At 67.5% G+C, this 14,427-nt stretch carries 16 protein-coding genes; 5 read left to right on the top strand and 11 right to left on the bottom strand.

Features of this window, described 5'->3' with window-relative positions; genetic code table 11:
• Positions 1-15: 15 nt before the first annotated feature.
• Positions 16-630 carry a TetR/AcrR family transcriptional regulator gene (locus tag AD72_RS13255; RefSeq protein ID WP_031466792.1) on the bottom strand — a complete coding sequence of 205 codons (615 nt, stop codon included), beginning with the start codon at positions 628-630 and terminating at the stop codon, positions 16-18.
• 74 nt (positions 631-704) lie between these two features.
• Here AD72_RS13255 and AD72_RS13250 point away from each other — a divergent pair, with 74 nt between their 5' ends.
• A complete protein-coding gene (locus AD72_RS13250; RefSeq protein ID WP_031466791.1) occupies positions 705-1,562 on the top strand; it encodes an oxidoreductase in 858 nt (285 codons plus the stop codon).
• Between the two features lie 2 nt (positions 1,563-1,564).
• Here the strand turns inward: AD72_RS13250 and AD72_RS13245 are convergent, their stop codons facing one another.
• Positions 1,565-2,017, bottom strand: a complete 453-nt coding sequence (locus AD72_RS13245; protein WP_037345703.1) for a M15 family metallopeptidase — start codon at positions 2,015-2,017, stop codon at positions 1,565-1,567.
• 88 nt (positions 2,018-2,105) lie between these two features.
• On the opposite strand from AD72_RS13245, the gene AD72_RS13240 reads away from it, so the two are divergent.
• Together AD72_RS13240 and AD72_RS13235 are read left to right on the top strand one after the other, a co-directional pair.
• A complete protein-coding gene (locus tag AD72_RS13240; protein WP_031466789.1) occupies positions 2,106-2,780 on the top strand; it encodes a response regulator transcription factor in 675 nt (224 codons plus the stop codon).
• Entirely contained in the window at positions 2,773-3,858 is a 1,086-nt protein-coding gene (locus tag AD72_RS13235; RefSeq protein ID WP_031466788.1) for a sensor histidine kinase, read from the top strand. Before AD72_RS13240 ends, AD72_RS13235 begins: the two co-directional genes overlap by 8 nt.
• Positions 3,859-3,861: 3 nt before the next feature.
• Here AD72_RS13235 and AD72_RS13230 read toward each other — a convergent pair whose 3' ends face one another.
• From AD72_RS13230 to AD72_RS13210, 5 genes are read right to left on the bottom strand one after another with little or no spacing between them, the layout of a single operon-like run.
• Complete coding sequence (locus tag AD72_RS13230; RefSeq protein ID WP_031466787.1) at positions 3,862-4,959, bottom strand: UDP-N-acetylglucosamine--N-acetylmuramyl-(pentapeptide) pyrophosphoryl-undecaprenol N-acetylglucosamine transferase; 1,098 nt, start codon at positions 4,957-4,959, stop codon at positions 3,862-3,864.
• Entirely contained in the window at positions 4,956-5,228 is a 273-nt protein-coding gene (locus AD72_RS13225; protein ID WP_156365173.1) for a hypothetical protein, read from the bottom strand. Before AD72_RS13225 ends, AD72_RS13230 begins: the two co-directional genes overlap by 4 nt.
• 3 nt (positions 5,229-5,231) lie before the next feature.
• Positions 5,232-5,840, bottom strand: a complete 609-nt coding sequence (vanX, locus tag AD72_RS13220; RefSeq protein ID WP_031466785.1) for a D-Ala-D-Ala dipeptidase VanX — start codon at positions 5,838-5,840, stop codon at positions 5,232-5,234.
• Entirely contained in the window at positions 5,837-6,865 is a 1,029-nt protein-coding gene (gene vanA / locus AD72_RS13215) for a D-alanine--(R)-lactate ligase (protein ID WP_031466784.1), read from the bottom strand. Before vanA ends, vanX begins: the two co-directional genes overlap by 4 nt.
• Positions 6,862-7,833 (bottom strand): D-isomer specific 2-hydroxyacid dehydrogenase family protein, encoded by a 972-nt coding sequence (locus tag AD72_RS13210; protein WP_063890744.1) that lies wholly within the window; start codon positions 7,831-7,833, stop codon positions 6,862-6,864. Before AD72_RS13210 ends, vanA begins: the two co-directional genes overlap by 4 nt.
• A gap of 298 nt (positions 7,834-8,131) precedes the next feature.
• Between AD72_RS13210 and AD72_RS13205 the strand changes: the two genes are divergently transcribed.
• Together AD72_RS13205 and AD72_RS13200 are read left to right on the top strand one after the other, a co-directional pair.
• Positions 8,132-9,289: an alpha/beta hydrolase family protein gene (locus tag AD72_RS13205; protein WP_156365172.1), complete on the top strand. Its 1,158-nt coding sequence runs from the start codon at positions 8,132-8,134 to the stop codon at positions 9,287-9,289.
• 68 nt (positions 9,290-9,357) lie between these two features.
• Positions 9,358-10,182, top strand: coding sequence for a DUF72 domain-containing protein (locus tag AD72_RS13200; RefSeq protein WP_031466781.1), 825 nt, complete (start codon positions 9,358-9,360; stop codon positions 10,180-10,182).
• A gap of 6 nt (positions 10,183-10,188) precedes the next feature.
• Here the strand turns inward: AD72_RS13200 and AD72_RS13195 are convergent, their stop codons facing one another.
• The 4 genes from AD72_RS13195 to AD72_RS13180 are packed head-to-tail and all read right to left on the bottom strand — an operon-like array spanning position 10,189 to position 14,234.
• Complete coding sequence (locus AD72_RS13195; protein WP_031466780.1) at positions 10,189-11,343, bottom strand: aminotransferase class I/II-fold pyridoxal phosphate-dependent enzyme; 1,155 nt, start codon at positions 11,341-11,343, stop codon at positions 10,189-10,191.
• On the bottom strand, positions 11,340-11,960 hold the full coding sequence (locus tag AD72_RS13190; protein ID WP_031466779.1) for a helix-turn-helix transcriptional regulator: 621 nt from the start codon (positions 11,958-11,960) through the stop codon (positions 11,340-11,342). Before AD72_RS13190 ends, AD72_RS13195 begins: the two co-directional genes overlap by 4 nt.
• A gap of 33 nt (positions 11,961-11,993) precedes the next feature.
• Positions 11,994-12,614, bottom strand: a complete 621-nt coding sequence (locus tag AD72_RS13185) for a TetR/AcrR family transcriptional regulator (RefSeq protein WP_037345696.1) — start codon at positions 12,612-12,614, stop codon at positions 11,994-11,996.
• Between the two features lie 27 nt (positions 12,615-12,641).
• Entirely contained in the window at positions 12,642-14,234 is a 1,593-nt protein-coding gene (locus AD72_RS13180) for an FAD-dependent monooxygenase (protein ID WP_037345692.1), read from the bottom strand.
• Positions 14,235-14,427: the final 193 nt, after the last annotated feature.

The following is a 14,427-nucleotide window of genomic DNA, read 5'->3' as shown; positions in this document are numbered from 1 at the left end:
CCATGCGCCTGACAGCTACGCGTCGATGCGCAGCGCCGTGAGCCAGAGGTGGGTCAGGGTGGCCGCCGTGTCCTCGAGCGAGCCGCCGGTCACCGTGGCCTGATAGAAGCTGCGCTCGGTCATCCACACCAGCGCGGCGGTGAGTGCGGCGGCCTCCTGTGGGCCGTTTCCTGCGGGGACCCCGGCCTGCTCGGCGATATTGCGGGTGGCGACGGCGACCGCGGCCACTGCCGGGCGCCATGCCTTGTCGATCGCCGGGACCACCGGGGACAGTTCGATGGCGGCGCGCATCACCGTGCCGTGCTCGCGCCACATCTGCGCGGTCTGCCGGACTCCTTCCCGGAGGGCCTCGCCGGGTGTGCTGTCGTCCGCGGCACTGGTCACGTCGGCGTGCAAGGTGGACACGGTGCGCTCCACGAGCGCGGCGAGCACGTCGTTCTTGGAGCCGAAGTAGAAGTAGAGGGCGCCGCGGGTGATCCCGGCCGCCTTCGCGATGGTTTCGACGGTCATGCCGTCCAGCCCGTCCTCGCTCAGCTGCCGTTCGGCCGCGTCGAGGATCGCCTGTTCGCGCAGGTCTCCTTTGCTCGGTGCCGCCTTGCGCCGCCTGCGCACGTCTTTCGTCTCACCCATCGACCGTATTGTACTACATGTCGAGAATAATAAACAGGATGACGAGTTTTTTCGACAGTGTGTAGACTTTGTGCATGAGCAACGCAAAGACCTTCCTGATCACCGGTGTCAGCTCGGGCTTCGGCCGGGCGTTCGCCGAAGGAGCGCTCGCCGCGGGGCACACCGTGGTCGGCACCGTGCGCACACCGGCCGACGCCGAGGCATTCGCGGCCATGACTCCCGGGCGTTCGCTTGCCCGCACCCTCGACATCACCGACGACGAGGCGGTGTTCCGCACGGTCGATGAGATCGAGGAGACCATCGGGCCCATCGACATCGCGATCGCCAACGCCGGATACGGGCACGAGGGCGTTTTCGAGGAATCCACGATGGCCGAACTGCGCGCCCAGTTCGCGGTGAACGTGTTCGGCGCGGTGGCCACCGTCAAGGCGGTGCTGCCGCACATGCGCCGTCGCGGGCGCGGGCACATCCTCGGTGTCACCTCGATGGCGGGCCTGATCACGGTGCCCGGCACCGCCTTCTACCAGGGCAGCAAGTACGCCCTCGAGGGACTTCTGGAAACGCTCGGCAAGGAGGTCGCGCACCTCGGTATCCACGTCACCGCGGTGGCGCCGGGATCCTTCCGCACCGACTGGGCCGGTCGGTCGATGACCCGCACCGAACGGTCCATTCCGGACTACGACGAGGTCATGAACCCCATCCGGGAACACCGGATCGCGGCGAGCGGGAACCAGCTCGGTGACCCGGAGCAGGCGGCCGAAGCGATCCTGAAGATCATCGAGGCGCCGAATCCGCCCGCGCATCTGCTGCTCGGTTCCGATGCGCTGCGCCTGGTCACCACCGGCCGCGCCGCCGTGGACCGGGAAATCCAGGAATGGAGCGAGCTGACCCGGTCCACCGATTTCGCGGATGGGGCACAGCTGCCCGGCTGAATCTAGCGGTGCATCCGCGGATCCTGCGAAGGGTCGGCGTACAGCGGCGGGCAACCGTGCTCGATGGCTTCCGGGCGCAGTTCGAAGTGCCAGGGTTCGTTGCGGTAGATCCGGCACAAGCCGTACTCGGCGCCATGCTCGGAAAGCCACGCCGCGGCGTGCGGCGGCCCGACATCGACCGCGTGCCCGGATACGTGCGCCGAGGTTTCCGCGGTGGCGACCCATCGGGCTGCTTCCCTCGCCGAGCCGTACTTGAAAACGGCCTTGCGGCGCAGGCGGTTCTGGTGTTCGGGTGTCCGCCAGCCGCTGTTGACCCGGAGTTCGATGCCCTCCTCCTCGGCGGCGATGGCGGCCTCGCGCAGGGCGGCGAGCAGTGCCGGATCGAGGTTGGCCACGGTCGGAGTGTCGTCATCGAAGACGGTAATGCCCGGGGTTTTCGTTCGCACTTGAGTCATACCGCTGAGTCAAGGCGGTTCCGCGTTGCCGGCGCGTATCCGATTTTCGATATGCCACCGATATGCCTCGGCTCGTAGCATCAAGGGTGTGCGTGTGCTGATCGTCGAGGACGAGCCCTATATGGCAGAGGCGATTCGTGATGGCCTGCGCCTGGAAGCGGTCGCCGCGGACATCGCCGGGGACGGTGACACCGCCCTGGAACTGCTGAGCATCAACGCCTACGACATCGCCGTGCTGGACCGGGACATTCCCGGGCCCTCCGGGGACGAGATCGCGAAGCGGATCGTCGCCTCGGGCAGTGGTATGCCGATTCTGATGCTCACCGCGGCCGATCGGCTGGACGACAAGGAGACCGGGTTCGAACTCGGCGCGGACGACTATCTCACCAAGCCGTTCGAACTGCGCGAACTCGTGCTCCGGCTCCGGGCGCTGGATCGCAGGCGGGCGCACAACCGGCCGCCGGTGCGCGAGATCGCCGGACTACGGCTGGACCCGTTCCGCCGCGAGGTCTACCGGGACGGCCGCTATGTCGGGCTGACCAGGAAACAGTTCGCGGTGCTCGAAGTGCTCGTCGCCGCCGAGGGCGGGGTGATCAGCGCCGAGGAACTGCTGGAGCGCGCCTGGGACGAGAACGCCGACCCGTTCACCAATGCCGTGCGCATCACGGTTTCGGCGCTGCGCAAACGGCTCGGCGAACCCTGGCTCATCGCCACGGTTCCCGGGGTCGGCTACCGCATCGACACCGGGGAATCGGATGGATAGGGAACGCGGGCTGAGCGCTCGGCTCAAGCTCACCCTCAGCTACGCCGGATTCCTGATGCTGGCGGGTGGTTTGCTGCTGGCGGTGGTGTGGGTGTTCCTGCTGCGCTATGTGCCCTACCACGCGCAGTTCAGCGCCGGCCCCAACCGCGGCGATCTGGTGGACGCCTTCGGCCCCAAGGCGGCCCTGGCGATGGTCTTCCTGCTGGTGTTCGGGCTCGTGGGTGGCTGGTTTCTCGCCGGGCGGATGCTCGCCCCGCTGACCCGGATCACGAACGCCACCCGGAAGGCCGCGAGCGGTTCGCTGGCGCACCGAATCCAGTTGGAGGGCCGCAACGACGAGTTCCGCGAACTCGCCGATGCCTTCGACACCATGCTCGCCCAGCTCGAAGCGCATGTCGCCGAACAGCAGCGGTTCGCCGCCAACGCCTCGCACGAACTGCGCACCCCACTGGCGGTCACCCAGACCCTGCTCGACGTCGCGCGCAACGACCCGGACCACGATACCGGCGAACTCATCGAACGCCTGCGGTTCGTCAACGCACAGGCGATCGACCTCACCGAGGCGCTGCTGCTGCTCAGCCGCGCCGACCGGGGGTCGTTCAGCAGGGAACCCGTCGACCTGTCCCTGGTGGCCGAGGAAGCCACCGAAACCCTGCTCCCGCTCGCGGAGAAGAGTGGGGTCACCCTCGAGACCTCCGGCGAGATCGCCCCGACCTTCGGTTCGTATGCGCTGCTGCTGCAACTGACCACGAACCTGGTGCACAACGCGATCGTGCACAACCTGCCCGCGGAGGGCATCGTTTCGGTGCGGACCAGCGTGCACCCCAAGGCGGTGCTGCTCACCGTGGAGAACACCGGGGAGAAACTCGAGCCACACGTGGTTTCCACGCTTCTCGAACCGTTCCAGCGCGGGTCGAGGCGTGTTCGCACCGATCATGCGGGCGTCGGGCTCGGCCTGGCCATCGTCAACAGCATCACCCGGGCCCACGGCGGGGTCCTCGATCTCGCCGCGCTGCCCGCGGGCGGGCTCCGGGTCCGGGTACAGCTCCCGGTGGCGGCCCCGCGCGGTGGCAGCTGAGGATCAGCGGGAGCCACGCCGTTCGGCGACCGCGTCCAGCACGTGCCGGGCCAGGACGAGATCCGCATCGGGTGCCCCGGCCGCCGAGGCGTGCGCCGACATCGCCGCGATCCGCCCGGGATCGGTGAGTACCGGGATCAGCGTGTGCTCGATCCAGGCCCGGTCGAGTTCGCCGTCCTCGACGAGCAGTGCCCCACCGGCCGTGACCACCGATTCGGCATTGCGCCGTTGTTCGCCGCCGCGCAGCGGAAGCGGGACATACGCGGCGGGCAGTCCGATCGCGGCCAGTTCGGCGCAGGTCATCGCCCCCGAGCGGCAGACCACGAAATCGGCGGCGGCGTAGGCGTACCGCATTTCCTCGACGAAGGGGAGGACCACATAGGGCGGTTCGCCGTCCGGGACCGCGACCGTGTGCCGCGGACCGGTGATGTGCAGGACCTGCACGCCTGCCGCCCGCAGTGCGGCGGCCGCCCCGGACACCGCGTCGTTGATCGATCCCGCGCCCTGCGAACCACCGGTGACCAGCAGCACCGGTCCTTCCGGGCGCAGACCGAACCGCTGCCGGGCCTCCTCGCGCAGCGCGGAGCGGTCGAGCCCGGTGATCGCCGGGCGCAGCGGAATCCCGATCGCGGTGGCGTGCGCCAGCCGGACATTCGGCGCCGCGGTGAACACCCGCGTGGTCATCCGGGCCGCCAGGCGGTTGGCCACCCCGGGCCGGGCATTCGCCTCGTGCACGATGATCGGCAGACCCCGCCTGCGCGCGGCGAGGTAGCCCGCGACCGCCACATAGCCGCCGAAACCCACCACGGCCTCGGCCCGTACTCGATCGAGCACCGACCCGGCCGCACGCACCGAAGCGCGCAGCCTGCCCGGTGTGCGCAGCAGTTCGCGGTTCAGCGCGCGGGGCAGCGGAACCGGCGGGATGAGCTCGAGCGGGTAACCACGGGCCGGGATGAGCCGGGTGTCCAGTCCGCGGGTGGTGCCGAGTGCGGTGATCTGCGCGGTGGAATCCAGCCTGCGCACCGCATCGGCGAGATTCATCGTGGGTTCGATGTGCCCTGCCGAATGACCGCCCGCGACCACGATCCGCGGTGCGTTCACGGTTCAGATCTCCTTACGGTAGACATGCGAGGTCTTCTTTCGCTCATACTGGAACGGCGGGCCGCCGAATCGATCACGAGGCCGGTGATCTCGGCGTATTCGCCCTCCGCGAGGAGCAGCCGCCGTTCGACGCTGAGGTAGCCGTCGATACGGGAGTCGTCGTCCGGGACCGCGGCGAACAGCTGCTGATTCGTGGATTCCAGTAGCTCAGCCAGCCGATTGGCGACGGCACCACGCGGATGTCGGTCATAGCAGCAACCTTCGTGCATCACTTAGGTGATGGGGAAATCGAAATACGTGTCCGGATACGGTTCATCCCGCAATGTATAGTGCCACCACTCGCAGTCGTACCGCGCGAAACCGCAGTCCTCCATGATGGAACACAGCTGCTCGCGGTTCCGCGCCTCGGCCGCCGTGATTCCGCGTGCCCCGTGATGGGAGACCGGATCCATCAGGTCGTGGCCACCGCCCATCGGCGCGAGCTCGCCGGTGGCCAGGTGATAGAGCGTCAGATCGACGGTACTTCCCCTGCTGTGCCCCGATTTGGTGGCCACGTACCCGGCCTCGAACATTCCGGCCCGGTCGATGTTCGGGTAGTGCCGCCATTTCGTCCGGCCGTCCTCGGGTCGTTTCGACCAGTCGATGAAGCAGTCCACGGCGCGCTGCGGGCGGTAACCGTCCCAGAGGAGCAAGCCGAACCCGAGTGGAGCGGCCTTCTCCTGCGCCCGTTCCAGGGCCACGCACAAGGCTTTCGTGCCGATGATCCGGTTGGCCACGTATCCGTCGACGGGTTTCCCGGTGAAATTGTCCCAGGTCGCGTACTTGGTATCCCAGCGGATTCCGGGGACGAGCTCGTCGACGTAGGCGAAATCCTCGTTCATCGGAGACCACCCGCCGTGGCCGAGGATACGATGCGGTCGATCATCTCGGCGAACGACAACCCGGCGGCGGCCATCATCCGCGGGTACCGGCTGTAGGAGGTCAGCCCGGGAAGGGTGTTGACCTCGTTGAGCAGCACCGTGCCGTCTCCCTTCAGGAACATGTCCACCCGCGCGAGCCCGCTGCAGCCCAGGGCACGATAAATGGTTTTCGCCGTCTGCTGAACGCGCTCCCGCGTTTCCGCCGAAACGTCGGCGGGAACTTTGATCGTCGAGTTCTCGGAACCGCTTTCCGGATTGTCCTCCTGGTGGATCTTGAAGAACCCGTGGGAGAGCCGGATCTGGTCCAGCTCGCCGACGGCCAGGTCCTGGCCGGTGCCCAGTACCGCGCAGCCCACCTCGGTGGCCACGACAGCCTCCTCGATCAGCACCTTCGAGTCGTACTGCCGTGCGGTTTCCACCGCGCCCGGCAGTTCCTCCTTGTTCGAGACCTTGCTGACACCGAACGAGGATCCCGAACGGGCAGGCTTGACGAAGGCCGGATAGCTGAGCCGATCCGGATCGAGATCCTCCTTCGAGTTCACGGTCTGGAAGTCCGGGGTGGCGATCCCCGCGTCGCCGACCACGAGATAGGCGAGCGATTTGTCCATGCACAGCGCGGAACTCTGGATATCGCAGCCGATGTAGGGGATTCCGGAGAGCTCCAGCAAGCTCTGGATCGCGCCGTCCTCACCGAATTTGCCGTGCAGCACGGAAAACACCAGATCCAGCGCGATCGGCCGGTACTGTCCCTGTTCCAGTGCGAGCAGCCCGCGGACGCTCCGGTCCGGGGACAGCATCGCCGGGCGACCGGTGTTCTCCCAGTCCGCGTTCGGGCTCTCGCAGAGTTTCCATGCGCCGTTCTGGGTGATGCCGATCCAGAACGGCTCGTACTTCGCGGGATCGAGGTGCTTCGCGACCTCCCGCGCGGATTTGACGGAGACCGCGTGCTCCTCGGAAGGTCCCCCGAAAATGATTCCTATCTTCATATCCAGTGCTGCTTTCTTCCGGCGAATTTCAGGCAATTGATGATCGAGTTCTCCACGGTGTCGCTCAGTGCGTGTTCCGTGTAATACGCGGTGTGCGGGCTGATCAGCACCTGAGGCAGCCGCTGCAACCTCCGTAGCTGTTCGTTCTCGACGGGTTTCGCGGTGCAGTCGGTGTAGAAAATCCCCTCTTCCCCTTCGAGTACATCCAGTGCCGCGCCACCCAGTCGCCCGTTTTCCAGCGCCGCAACAAGGGCCTCGGTGTCGATCAGCGGGCCACGGCCGGTGTTGATGACGACCGCGCCGGGCCGCAGTGCCGCGATGCGCCGCCGGTTCAGCAGATGGTGCGTGCTCGCGTCGAGCGGGGTGTGCAGCGTGATGATGTCGCTGCACTGCAGCAACTCATCGAGCGGGAGATAATCGGCCGAGGTCCGGGGATGATTGTCGTAGGCGAGCACCTGGGCGCCGAAGCCGTGCAAACGGTCCACGACCGCGGAGCCGATGCGTCCCGTCCCGATCACCCCGATGGTCAGGTCCCGCAGTTCCCGTCCGCGTACCTCACCCAGCCGATAATCGTGCTCGGCCACCCGGAGCACCGAGGACTTCGCATTCCGCACCGCCATCAACATCAGCATCAAGGTGTAATCGGCGACACTGTCCGGCGAATAGGCGATGGTCTCCACCGAAATGCCGATACTGTTCGCGTATTCCACATCGATGTGATTGCATCCCACACTGCGCGTCGAGATGTACACGACGCCCGCCTTGCTCAGCGCGCGCAGTGTGGAATCCGTGATACGCGTCTTGTGGTCGACACTGATACACCGATTCCCGAACGACAGATCGATATTGTCCTCGGATACCGGGGATTCGATAATGGTCGGAATAACGCCGAAGCGCGGTGCCAACTCCCGGAACGACACCGCCTCATCACGCCCGCACCCGTAGACCGTGATCCCCAACGCCAGGATGCTCGGAGCCGACGAGGCCACCGGTGATCGAGTGCAGCGCGCCGCCGCTCGTGCTGGTTCGCTAAAGGGCATGCCCCCAGTCAAGACGGCATCGTGTTGCCGTCACGTATCCGATTTTCGATACGCCGACGATATGTTACCGACTGGTATTGGTGCGTGACTGGGGAAAGCCCTACCGGTGGAGCTGGGGCGCACCGGCTGGGAGACGGCTGTTCCGCGGCCTAGTTTCGTCGGCATGGCTTCCTGGACGAGGATGGTGCGTGTTTCGCTCGCAGCGGTCTGCGCCGGTGCTCTGTTCGTGACTGCGGGGACGGTCGCCGAGGCGAGCCCGCGCCGTGGTGAGCTGCTCGATGCCGTGCGGGTACAGGCGCTCGATGCCGCCGCGTTACGGGATCGGCTCGGCAGGACGGGATTCGACGCCGCCGACGCCCGGTTCGGCGCGGACGCCTACCGGGTGCGGTACCGGACGGTCGGGGTGTCCGGTGCGCCGACCGTGGCCAGTGGGCTTGTCGTGTTGCCCCGCAACGGAAACCGTGCACTCCGGGCGGTGTCGTACACGCATGGCACCAGAACCGGTCGCACCGACGTCGCCTCGCTCGACGCGTCCAATATGGATCGCGGTGCGGCGCTGCTGATCGCCTCGCGCGGGTACGCTGCCATCGCCCCGGACTACCTCGGTCTCGGCCTCGGGGAGGGGCCGCACCCGTATATGGATGCCGCGTCCGAGGCGAGTGCTTCACTGGACATGCTGGATGCAGCCCGCACGGTCAGCGCCGGGCAACACCGGATGCTGCGGCACTCGGTGTTCGTCACCGGGTTCTCGCAGGGCGGGCACGCGGCCATGGCGCTCGGCAAGGCGTTGCAGCCGGGATGGGGACAGTGGCGGCTCGGCGCGCTGGCACCGATCAGCGGGCCGCTCGACGTCGAGCAGGCCGAGATCCCCGGCGCGCTGGGCAGGGGCGAACTGGAACCGGCGGCTGCCGCCTTCTACCTCGCGTACTGGACGGTTGCCATGAACAGGATCCACCACATCTACGGTGACCCGGCCGAGGTGTTCCGGCCACCGTTCGATCGCACCGTGGCGGCCCTGTTCGACGGGACACACAGCGAGAATGCGATCTTCCCCGCGCTGCCGTCCACTCCGCAGGAGCTGTTCACCACCGCCTACCTGCATCGGCTGCTGCACCCGACCGGCGCGCTCGGTAAAGCCTTGCGCGACAACGACGACACCTGCTCCTCGTGGCGGCCCCGTGCGCCGGTGCACTTGTTCGCGGCGCACGGCGACACGCAGGTGACGATCACCAACTCGCGGCATTGCCAGCGCAGCCTGCGCCGGTCCGGTGCCGAGGTGCCGCTGACCGACCTCGGTCCGCTCGAGCATTTCGACACTCTCCACAAGGGCCTGCCCCGGGTGCTCGACTGGTACGCCAACGGCAGTTCTCTGGGCCGAGAGTGAAGGTAGTAATTTTCCCTCACGACAGAGGGGAGCTGACGCGAGTGGCACGTCTTCATGTCGGTTGCGCGATGTGGACCCACAAGGCATGGCCAGGGCGGTTCCTGCCGCAGTCGCTACCGGCCGCCGAGCGCCTGCGGGCCTATGCCGGGTGGTGCAACGCGGTCGAGGGCAACACGACCTTCTACGCGACTCCGGCCCGGAACACCGTCGCTGCCTGGGCGCGGCAGACCGGCCCCGATTTCCGGTTCGTGGTCAAGCTGCCGAAGGTCGTCACACACGAGCTCCGGTTCGCCGGGGTCGAGGCCGAGATGCGGACGTTCCTGGACGCGATCGAACCCCTCGGTGACCGGGCGGTCCTGTGGACCCAGTTGCCCGGCTCGTTCGGCCCGTCGGATGTCGATGCCCTCGGCCGTTTCCTGCGCAGGCTCCCCGCCGACCGCAGGCGGGCCGTGGAGGTGCGCCACCCGGGGTTTTTCACCGATCCCGGCGCGACCTCATTGCTGGAAGGGGCGCTCGCCGCTGCGAACGCCGAGTGGGTGCCGTTCGACACCACGGTCTGTTTCCAGAGCCCGCCGAGGAGCGCGGCCGAACAGGAGGCCTGGGCCAAGAAACCACGACTGCCCCGCAGGACACGGGCACTGACCGACCAGCCGATCGTCCGCTACCTCGGCCGGGACTCGGTCGAGGAGACGATCGAGGGCTGGCTGCCGTGGGCCGAGGTGGTCGCCGACTGGCTGCGTGCGGGCCGGTCGCCGACGGTTTTCGTGCACACCCCGGACAACGATGAGGCACCGGCGCTCGCCCGCCGCTTCCACGCCGACGTGCGAACTCTGGTGCCCGGCCTCGACGCCTTGCCCGAACCGGAGCCGATCGAACCGGCGACCCTGTTCTGAGCGCTGTCAGTTCGTGAGGAACCGATCGAGGGCGGCGAGTGCCGGAGCGGGGTTGCGGCGGCCGATGCCGATCCGGAAGCGGTCGCCGGGAGTCGTGGTCAGCGCCGAGTGGTACAGGCTCGCGGGCAACAGCAGCACTCCCGCTTCGTGCACCAATTGCGCACAGAATTTTTCCACGCCGTCCGGGCCGTGATAGCGCGGAAAGGCGACGCAGCCACCGTCCGGCGGTTGCCAGTCGAAGAAATCGGTGTGCTGTTCGAAGAAGGCATCGAAGTGCGGCCGATTCTCGGCGATGATGCCGCGGTTACGTGCGTGGATTTGTTCCCCGGCGCGTAACGCGATTCCTGCCAGTAGTTCACTGGGGCCGGAATTACAGATCGAGGTGTAGTGCTTGTGCCGTTCGAGCGCGTCGAGCACCGCGTGATCCTGGCACGCGACCCAGCCGACCCGCAGCCCGGGAAGCCCGTAGGACTTCGACATCACGTTCACCGATATCGCGTTCGGCGACAGATCGGCGGCCTGTGGCAGGGTCTTTTCCGGATCGGATTCGAGCCCGCGGTAAGCCTCATCGGAAAGCAGCCGGATACCGCGTTCCTGGCAGAGTTCGAGCAACCCGCGCCAGGTCGGCAAATCAGGCACGGCGCCGGTCGGGTTGTTCGGGAAATTCACCGCGATCAGCCGGGTGTCGGGGCGCAGTGCCGCGCGGACGGCGTCCAGATCGAGGCGCCAGTTCTCGTGTTCGTTCAGCAGGACACCGCTGACCTGAGCGCCGGAAGCCAGTGGAATCTGTTCCAGGGCTTGATAATTGGGTACGGTGACCAGCACATGGTCACCGGGGCCCGCGAGTACCTGCAGCGACCAGTACAGCGCCTCTTCGGCGCCCGCGAAGGCCAGGATGTCGTCCGGTTCGCAGACGGAATAGGTTCCGGCGATCGCCGTGCGCAATGACTCTCCGCCGCGCGTCTCGACGTAGCCGAGCGGCAGTTCCGCCAGCGCGGCACGATCGTCCTCGGTGCCGAGTTCGAGCAATTCGGCCATGGTCATCGTTTCCACGTCCGAGGCGGTCAAGTGATACTCGGCCGCGAATTCCCACTGCGCGAAGTGTGTTTCGAGACGGAAATCGGGCAGGCGCCGGTGCAGTCCGGTGGCGGTATCGGTCATGATCGGATTTCCTTGAGCTGGTTGTACACGGTTGCCCGGGACACCTCGAGGGCCTCGGCGACGAGTTCGGCGGCACCACGCACGGCGAACAGACCATCGGCATCCAGCGCCGCGAGCAATTCCCTGCGCAGGTTCGGGCGGATCGATCCGGATGGCAAGCCGTGTTCTTGGCGGAACTCGCGCACCCGTAGGCCGATTTGCTCGCGCCAGTCCCGGGCGAACAGTGCTTCCGGGCGAGCGTGGGTGGCGGACAGCAATTGCGCCGCTCGAGTAGCGATCTCATCGAGCGGGGACCGATCCATGTTGATGCAGAGCAGACCGCGGCGGGTGCCCTCGTGATCGCTCAGCACCGCGCTCACCGAGGTGATGCGCCGTCCATCGGGGAGCACCTTTTCGTAGGGGCCGATGGCCGCGGCGTCCCCGATCTCGGCCGGTAACTCGGCCAGCAACGCCGCATCGCCCACCGAGCGACCGGAAATCGGGTGCCACAGCCCGACGATCCGGTCGGTGCTCAGGTCGTGCGCGGCGATCTCGCCGTACGGTGCGAGCAACGCTGCCAGCGCCTCGCACACCGGGACGACCGGTCGCAACCAGTCCGGAACTTCATCGGCCTGCATGTAGACATATTATCTAACGGTGAGACGTTTCGTCTAGCGTCGTTGGTCCTTCCGGTAACCGAGTGACGGCAACACCACGTGGTCCACGATGTCCGCGAGCTCGTCCTCGCCCGGTGGCGCGTCGCCGATCAGGCTGTGCACCACGATCAGCGCGGGCCCGGCTGCGCATGCCTGCTCGGTGACTGTCGCCTCGTCGAGCTCGCCGCGCTGGGCGGCCGCGCGGACGGTCGCGGAAATCGCGTCGAGGTGCGGCCGCAGCGCCTGGTCCCGGATTGCGCCGATCAGCTCCGGATACCGGGCGCGTTCGCCGATGATCGCGTGCAGTGCACCGCCGAGCTCACCGGCGAGGACGCCGTCGGCGAGCCGGCGGAAGTGCGCGAGAAGGTCCGTGCGGAGATCGCCGGTGTCCGCTGGCCGGTCGAGTTCGGTCAATGCGTGCGTGACGGTGTCCAGCACCAGTTCCTCGACCGACTTCCAGCGCCGGTACAGCGGCGCCCTGCCGGTACCCGCGCGGGTGCCGATCCCGTCCATGGTCAGCCCGCGGAACCCGTGTTCGGCCAATTCGGCGAGCACCGCCCGGTGAATGGCGGCAACCAGTTCCGGGCCGCGGCGGCGGGTCTTGCCCGGTTCCTCGCCTCGTGCGCTCTCCCGCATGGCGCCAACGATATGTCCTCTGATGTCTCATGCCGCGATACGTCCCCGGATTTCCGCCAGCGCGCGAGCCAGTTCGACTTCCGGGGCACCGCCCTGCCGCATCGCCCGCCACCCGATGTGGCCGTCCGGGCGGACCAGCACGGCACCCTCCTCGGTGATCCCGTACCTCGCCGCCCATACCTTGTCCACATCGGACAGGTCGCCGCCTTCGCCGACCCGGTAGCCGGTGACCCCGCTGAGCCCGTGCGCGGCCCGCGTCCACGGCTCGCCCTGTTCCCCGGCCAGCAGCACGAAGCCGGTGCCGAAAAGGTCCAGAGTGGAGAGCAGTTCCCCGTCACGGCCGAGTGTCACGTGTGGCGCGCGGGTGCCCGGAAGGCCGGACGGCGTCCGGGGATTCTCCAACAGGTCCGCTCCATCACTGCCGCCGAGGACCGCGGCCGAGTGGTAGCGGTACCCCATCGCCACCGTCAGGTGGTCCTCCGGTGATCCGGTGGGAGCGGAATCCGACTTCTCGGCCCGGTCCGCCGCCCGCCGATGGAACCAGACCATGCGCGCCAGCGAGTCCCGGGTGCTGACCTCGGCGACCGGCTTGCGTTCGGTCTCGTAGCTGTCCAGTAGCCGGGGGCCTGCGGCGCCGCGCAGCACCTCGGCCAGCTTCCAGGCGAGATTGTGCGCGTCCAGCACGCAAGCCTGGCCCGCGTAACCCCCGGTGGCCGGCCACACGTGTGCGGCGTCGCCGACCAGGAACACCCGGCCCTGCCGGAAATGGTCCGCCAGCAAAGCGGAGATCCGCCAGGGCATCACGTGCAGGATTTCCGGTTTCAGTTCGGGCAGGCCGCTGGCGGTGCGGATCAGTTCGGCACACCGTTCTTCGGTGAAATCCGCGACACGCTCCCGTTCCGGGTCGAACCGGACGCCGAAACCCCAGCGGTTCCCGGTCCGAACGTGCAGACTTCCGCCGTGCGGCCGGTCGGTGAGGCAGATCCGGATCCGCCTTCCGCGCAACGCCTCGCTGAGGTCGGCCCGGAACAGCACGCCGAGCTGGTGCGCGAGCACGCCGGGTCCGGAACGGTGGATGCCGAGCCGCTCCCGGATCGGGCTCCGGTCGCCGTCGCAGGCGAGCAGATAGGCCGCCCGTACCGTGGTCTTCTCGCCACCGGACTCGAGCACCGCGGTGACCCCGTCCTCGTCCGGGTCGAAAGCGGTCAGCTCGGTGCCGAACCGGATGTCCGCGCCCAGCTCGACCGCCCGGGACCGCAACAGCGGCTCGACCTGGTCCTGATCGCAGATCGCCGCCGGTGCCGGGGTCACGGTGTGCGCGTCCGATTCCTCATTGAGGTCCGGGTTGAACTCGATCTCCCGCCCGGCAAGGGTTTCCGCGCGCAGAAAACTACCCCCGTTCCCGTCGAACTCATCCAGATTCCGGATCGCCTGCTCCAGACCGACGCCGCGCAGCACCTCCATCACCCTGGGGAACAGCCCGCTCAGCCGCGGATGCACCGAATGGTTCTCGTGCCGTTCCACCAGCAGCCAGGAAACCCCGTGGTGAGCAAGGAAAAGCGCGGACGAGAGCCCGCTCATCCCGCCGCCGACGATCAACGCATCCACTTCCTCAGCCATGGCCACTCCATAAGAAACAACAATGTCCCGTATTAGGTAACACTACTGTCTCTTAATGTCGAGCGGTAGGGGTTCAGCTCAAACCGCGACCGAGCCGGAAACTGCGGCGGTATCAGCGGCCCCGAAGTCGTTGGTCCAGACGCACCGCGCCCACGCTGATTCGGCAGAAACCCGCCCCGTGGGGGTTCCGGGG

Source organism: Sciscionella sediminilitoris (assembly GCF_000737195.2).
Taxonomy (GTDB): Bacteria; Actinomycetota; Actinomycetes; order Mycobacteriales; family Pseudonocardiaceae; genus Sciscionella; species Sciscionella sediminilitoris.
This window is presented reverse-complemented; position numbering and strand designations above follow the sequence as displayed.

Bases quoted from the DNA above. Each gene is read 5' to 3' on its own strand.
- AD72_RS13200 (WP_031466781.1), top strand. From the start codon at position 9,358: ATGTGGACCCACAAGGCATGGCCAGGGCGGTTCCTGCCGCAGTCGCTA.
- AD72_RS13195 (WP_031466780.1), bottom strand. From the start codon at position 11,343: ATGACCGATACCGCCACCGGACTGCACCGGCGCCTGCCCGATTTCCGT.
- vanX (WP_031466785.1), bottom strand. From the start codon at position 5,840: ATGAACGAGGATTTCGCCTACGTCGACGAGCTCGTCCCCGGAATCCGC.
- AD72_RS13180 (WP_037345692.1), bottom strand. From the start codon at position 14,234: ATGGCTGAGGAAGTGGATGCGTTGATCGTCGGCGGCGGGATGAGCGGG.
- AD72_RS13190 (WP_031466779.1), bottom strand. From the start codon at position 11,960: ATGCAGGCCGATGAAGTTCCGGACTGGTTGCGACCGGTCGTCCCGGTG.
- AD72_RS13255 (WP_031466792.1), bottom strand. From the start codon at position 630: ATGGGTGAGACGAAAGACGTGCGCAGGCGGCGCAAGGCGGCACCGAGC.
- AD72_RS13235 (WP_031466788.1), top strand. From the start codon at position 2,773: ATGGATAGGGAACGCGGGCTGAGCGCTCGGCTCAAGCTCACCCTCAGC.
- vanA (WP_031466784.1), bottom strand. From the start codon at position 6,865: ATGAAGATAGGAATCATTTTCGGGGGACCTTCCGAGGAGCACGCGGTC.
- AD72_RS13250 (WP_031466791.1), top strand. From the start codon at position 705: ATGAGCAACGCAAAGACCTTCCTGATCACCGGTGTCAGCTCGGGCTTC.
- AD72_RS13245 (WP_037345703.1), bottom strand. From the start codon at position 2,017: ATGACTCAAGTGCGAACGAAAACCCCGGGCATTACCGTCTTCGATGAC.
- AD72_RS13185 (WP_037345696.1), bottom strand. From the start codon at position 12,614: ATGCGGGAGAGCGCACGAGGCGAGGAACCGGGCAAGACCCGCCGCCGC.
- AD72_RS13225 (WP_156365173.1), bottom strand. From the start codon at position 5,228: ATGCACGAAGGTTGCTGCTATGACCGACATCCGCGTGGTGCCGTCGCC.